This window comes from Bradyrhizobium oropedii (assembly GCF_020889685.1).
Classification (GTDB): domain Bacteria; phylum Pseudomonadota; class Alphaproteobacteria; order Rhizobiales; family Xanthobacteraceae; genus Bradyrhizobium; species Bradyrhizobium oropedii.
In genome coordinates, this window is record NZ_JACMYO010000347.1 from 1 (window position 1) to 3599 (window position 3599).

Genomic DNA, 3599 nt, shown 5'->3' on the forward strand with positions numbered 1-3599 from the left:
GAGACGGCAGCGATCACTATGGGCCATCCGTCTCGGCGCCGTGTCGCGGGTTGCCGGCCACTGCGGACGAAAACGCGAGTGAGCTCCGTTCGGCTTCAGCTTCTTGTTCCAATTGTAGAATGTGCGCTCTTAGCGCTTCGGAAGCCGCTTCCGCTGTCTCGCTGAATAGCGGATCTCCGTGATCGGTGAGGGAGGAAGCGACTTCGGTCCAATCCCGAGCCGATAGAGCCTTACGGGCGGCGGGGAAGAAGTCTCGCTCTTCCCACATCATGTGGTGCCGCTCGCGTACTATAAAGTCGCGTACGATGTTGCCGACGTCTTGCCGAAGGACTTCTCGATCCGCCAGGACGCCATCAATGGCGCGAGCGATGCGGTGCAAACGGTCGATGACGTCCTGATGCTCATGCGCGAGATCGCCGACCATTGCAGTCGCATCCGGATCGCGCGTCTTGAGCTTGGAAAAGATCAAGTCTTCCTGAGGATGATGGTACACCTCCGGGTAAACCTCGAAGTAGCTGATAATCGCGCGGATCACCTCATAGTCTGGACGAATTCCATGCTCAAAAATCTCCAATTCGCGTTGAAGGGCAACCAGAAGCAGATCAATATTGCGATGCTCTCCAAGCAAACGATCGATGATCATTGCGGTGCTCCATGGAGGAACAATGTAAATGCGATTCTGGCCACTTGTGCCAGATCGCCAAGCCGACGTTCGATGTTCTTCTGCGCTGCATTGCCGACGCTGTTCGGCGTACAGGAGTAGCGCATTTCGCCGCCGTGCCTGCAGCTGGCGCAAATCGCCTTAGCCAAAGGTCTGCGCAAAGCGGTTGGACAATCTGTCCTTGCGGAGCTCGACTCGGCGTGAGCTCGGCAGGGCGATCGCGCCATTCTGCTCAAGTTGGGTAAAGGTGCGCGACACTGTCTCAATCGTCAGGCCGAGGTAATCTGCAACATCCTGCCGTGACATGGGCAGTTCGATGGCAGCGTCCTTCGTAGCGCGGCGAGACATATCGAGCAGGAACGCGATGACCCGTTCTTCTGCGCTGCTGATCAGGAGCATCAGATGTTCCTGGAAGCGGCGGAGCTCAAGCGCCATCGCGTCCCAGAGCTGCCTTGCGAGTTCCCTCTCGTGACTGGCGCGAAAAATGACAGCAGTGCGCTTCACCATCAGCAGGTGCGTCTCGCTGATCGCCTCGGCCGAAGAGATATGGCTTTCTTCCGCCTCAAAGCCAAAGATGTCACCGGGCAGATAAAACGCGCCGATCTGACGACGTCCGTCTTCCAGAATCTTGTAGGTTCGCACAGCACCCAACACCACCTGATAAAGGTATTCGGCTGCTTCGTCCTCTCCGTAGATCTCGCTATTGCGAGTGAACCGCATCGGTGTCGCAATCATACCAAACGGCCCGCAATTGTGAGCTTGCCCACGCAAGACGCTATTCGGATGGCGGCTGGTCTCAGGAAAACTGGTGCCCTGGGCGTGCATGGCGGACCCTATCTTAAGCTAACGTCGATGAGACGCAGATTGGTCGCTCTTGACGAACTGTGAAATCTGGATGTTTTACCTAAGTAGAAACCACTAAGTATTTACACGTAAGTCGCACCGGTGAAGAGCTCCAGCAAGGCCGAAGGCTGTCGTCCACCGCCACTTTAAGCCTGCCGCAGGAAGTCTGCTTCAGGCGCCATGACCCTGATCCTCGTCAGCACCGGTCGGGTCGCGGAGGTGACGATGCGGTATCATCCGGATCGATGTACGCTCGAGGATGTGGACCACGCGCCCGGTCATCGATCGATAGGTGTGCATGTGGGCCCGAGTTGGGAGCTGGATCATAGCGCTTGACTCGCGCGACATATTGACGTGGCTCAATGGCCGGCCTTGCCGCTCTCCAGCAATTCTAGAAACCGGAGGAAATCGTGATCTGGCCCGAAGTTGAGCACGGGCATCCTCGGATGGTCGCTGACGCCGATCGCGACGGCATTCTGACCGCATCCTGGCGGGATCCGGCGACATGTCGCCCGGACGATTGTTGCCCTCAGTGCGACATCAGGATCGGGATGTTGATCGCCCGAAGCATATGCCCCGCGGCGGCGCCGAGCAGCCTCTCCTGCAGCGGAGAGCGACCATATCCTCCCATCACCAGCAGGTCGAGGCTTTCGTCGGCCGCAAGCGAGAGAAGGGCGCGCTGCGCTGAACGGGATGTCGGAAGTGAAATGACCTTTGCAGGAAGTCCTGATTTCGCAAGGTACTCCCACAGACAGGCGGTGGAACTTTCTGCCGGGATCTTGTCCGGAGCGGTGGTCGCGATGATGGTGAGGGCATCGGCTTTACACAAAAGTGGCATTGCGTCGTGCAACGCGCGGGCCGCTCGCCGGCTGCCGTCCCAGCAAATCCCCACCCGTCTGATCGAAAAAGCGCTGTGGCAGATATATGGTAGGTACAGTACAGGCTTACCAGCCTGGAGAAGGATCTCCCTGGGAATCAGATTATCGTAACTGTCGTAGCCGCTCTGAGGCTGTGTGACGATGGTCATGTCGTGGACTCGCGCGCTCGCGCAGATGATCCGGCGCGCGTCGGCGGGAATCGCGCTCATCGCGCGGCTCGTATAGGAAATGCCTGCATTCCGTGCTTGGAGATCGAAGGCATGAAGTGCTGCTTTGGCCCGCTCCAACGCACGCGCCTCCTCGACTTCGAAAACAGAAGTGACTGCCGCCATGCCGAGCGCAAGGAGCGGAATGATGGTTCTCTCGTAACCGATCGCCACAACATCAAGATGCGCGCCGGTGCTCAGTGCGAAGGAAATCGAGCCGTTGACCACAGCCCGCACCGGGAGCTCCGTGGGAATATGGACCAATATGTTCCCGAACATTGCCGTTCTCCGAAGTGAAAGACCTGCTGCCTCGGAGCACAAATCCGGGCCGGCAATTGATCTGCTTCATATGCCGTCGTTGAATTTTCTGAGGACGATCAAATTGGCAAGGAGCAGTTCTCGCGATGGTCCGTAGGCAGGAATCAGCATCGCCTGTGGTGCATCAGCGATGTTGGCCGGGTGCTGCAGGATTCGTGCCCAGCCATTCTGGCGCGATATCAGCGCGGCGATTGTATTGGCGAGGGGATCGTGGACACCGTCCATTCCTCGTCATGTCCGGCTCGACATTCATATCCTGTCAAACCAGCCCTGCTAGAAGAACAACGTGCCGGTAACCGAAGGTCGTGCAAGGCCTCATTCGCCGCGCTCCAGCCGGAGTGTCCGGATTCTTGAACTGCGGCTGGAACTCAATCAGTGCGGCTCGCTGAGTGATTGATGAAAACGGCCGGCCGTCCCGTCGGGCCTCGAGCGAAGCGCCGGAGGCAGCTCCTGCGGCCGACGCGGCATGAGACACCTCCTTAGACTATTCGCTCGAGGACTGCCAGATCGGGTAGTTGGATGGCAAGCTCGGCGACCTTACCATTGAACCGCTTGTAAACACATCGAGGTATACCAAGCCGTGGAGGTGAGAGAGCCACAAATGGGGGTGGATGACGGAGAATCCATACGCAAACGAAGGCGATGGCGCTTGCCCACACTCAAGACATCGTCAGTCTTCACAATCAGATCCCC

At 58.1% G+C, this 3599-nt stretch carries 4 protein-coding genes; all 4 read right to left on the reverse strand.

Features of this window, described 5'->3' with window-relative positions; genetic code table 11:
* Positions 1–16: 16 nt before the first annotated feature.
* The 4 genes from H8A95_RS42085 to H8A95_RS42100 all read right to left on the reverse strand — a co-directional run bounded on the left by H8A95_RS42085 (position 17) and on the right by H8A95_RS42100 (position 3131).
* Positions 17–643, reverse strand: coding sequence for a hemerythrin domain-containing protein (locus H8A95_RS42085; RefSeq protein WP_229171533.1), 627 nt, complete (start codon positions 641–643; stop codon positions 17–19).
* Between the two features lie 159 nt (positions 644–802).
* Entirely contained in the window at positions 803–1486 is a 684-nt protein-coding gene (locus H8A95_RS42090; RefSeq protein WP_229171535.1) for a helix-turn-helix domain-containing protein, read from the reverse strand.
* Between the two features lie 547 nt (positions 1487–2033).
* Positions 2034–2867 (reverse strand): universal stress protein, encoded by an 834-nt coding sequence (locus H8A95_RS42095; RefSeq protein ID WP_229171536.1) that lies wholly within the window; start codon positions 2865–2867, stop codon positions 2034–2036.
* 66 nt (positions 2868–2933) lie between these two features.
* Positions 2934–3131: a hypothetical protein gene (locus tag H8A95_RS42100; protein WP_229171538.1), complete on the reverse strand. Its 198-nt coding sequence runs from the start codon at positions 3129–3131 to the stop codon at positions 2934–2936.
* Positions 3132–3599 lie beyond the last annotated feature (468 nt).

What these genes read in the sequence shown, in the direction of transcription:
- H8A95_RS42085 (WP_229171533.1), bottom strand. Translation starts at nt 643, where the DNA reads ATGATCATCGATCGTTTGCTTGGAGAGCATCGCAATATTGATCTGCTT.
- H8A95_RS42090 (WP_229171535.1), bottom strand. Translation starts at nt 1,486, where the DNA reads ATGCACGCCCAGGGCACCAGTTTTCCTGAGACCAGCCGCCATCCGAAT.
- H8A95_RS42095 (WP_229171536.1), bottom strand. Translation starts at nt 2,867, where the DNA reads ATGTTCGGGAACATATTGGTCCATATTCCCACGGAGCTCCCGGTGCGG.
- H8A95_RS42100 (WP_229171538.1), bottom strand. Translation starts at nt 3,131, where the DNA reads ATGGACGGTGTCCACGATCCCCTCGCCAATACAATCGCCGCGCTGATA.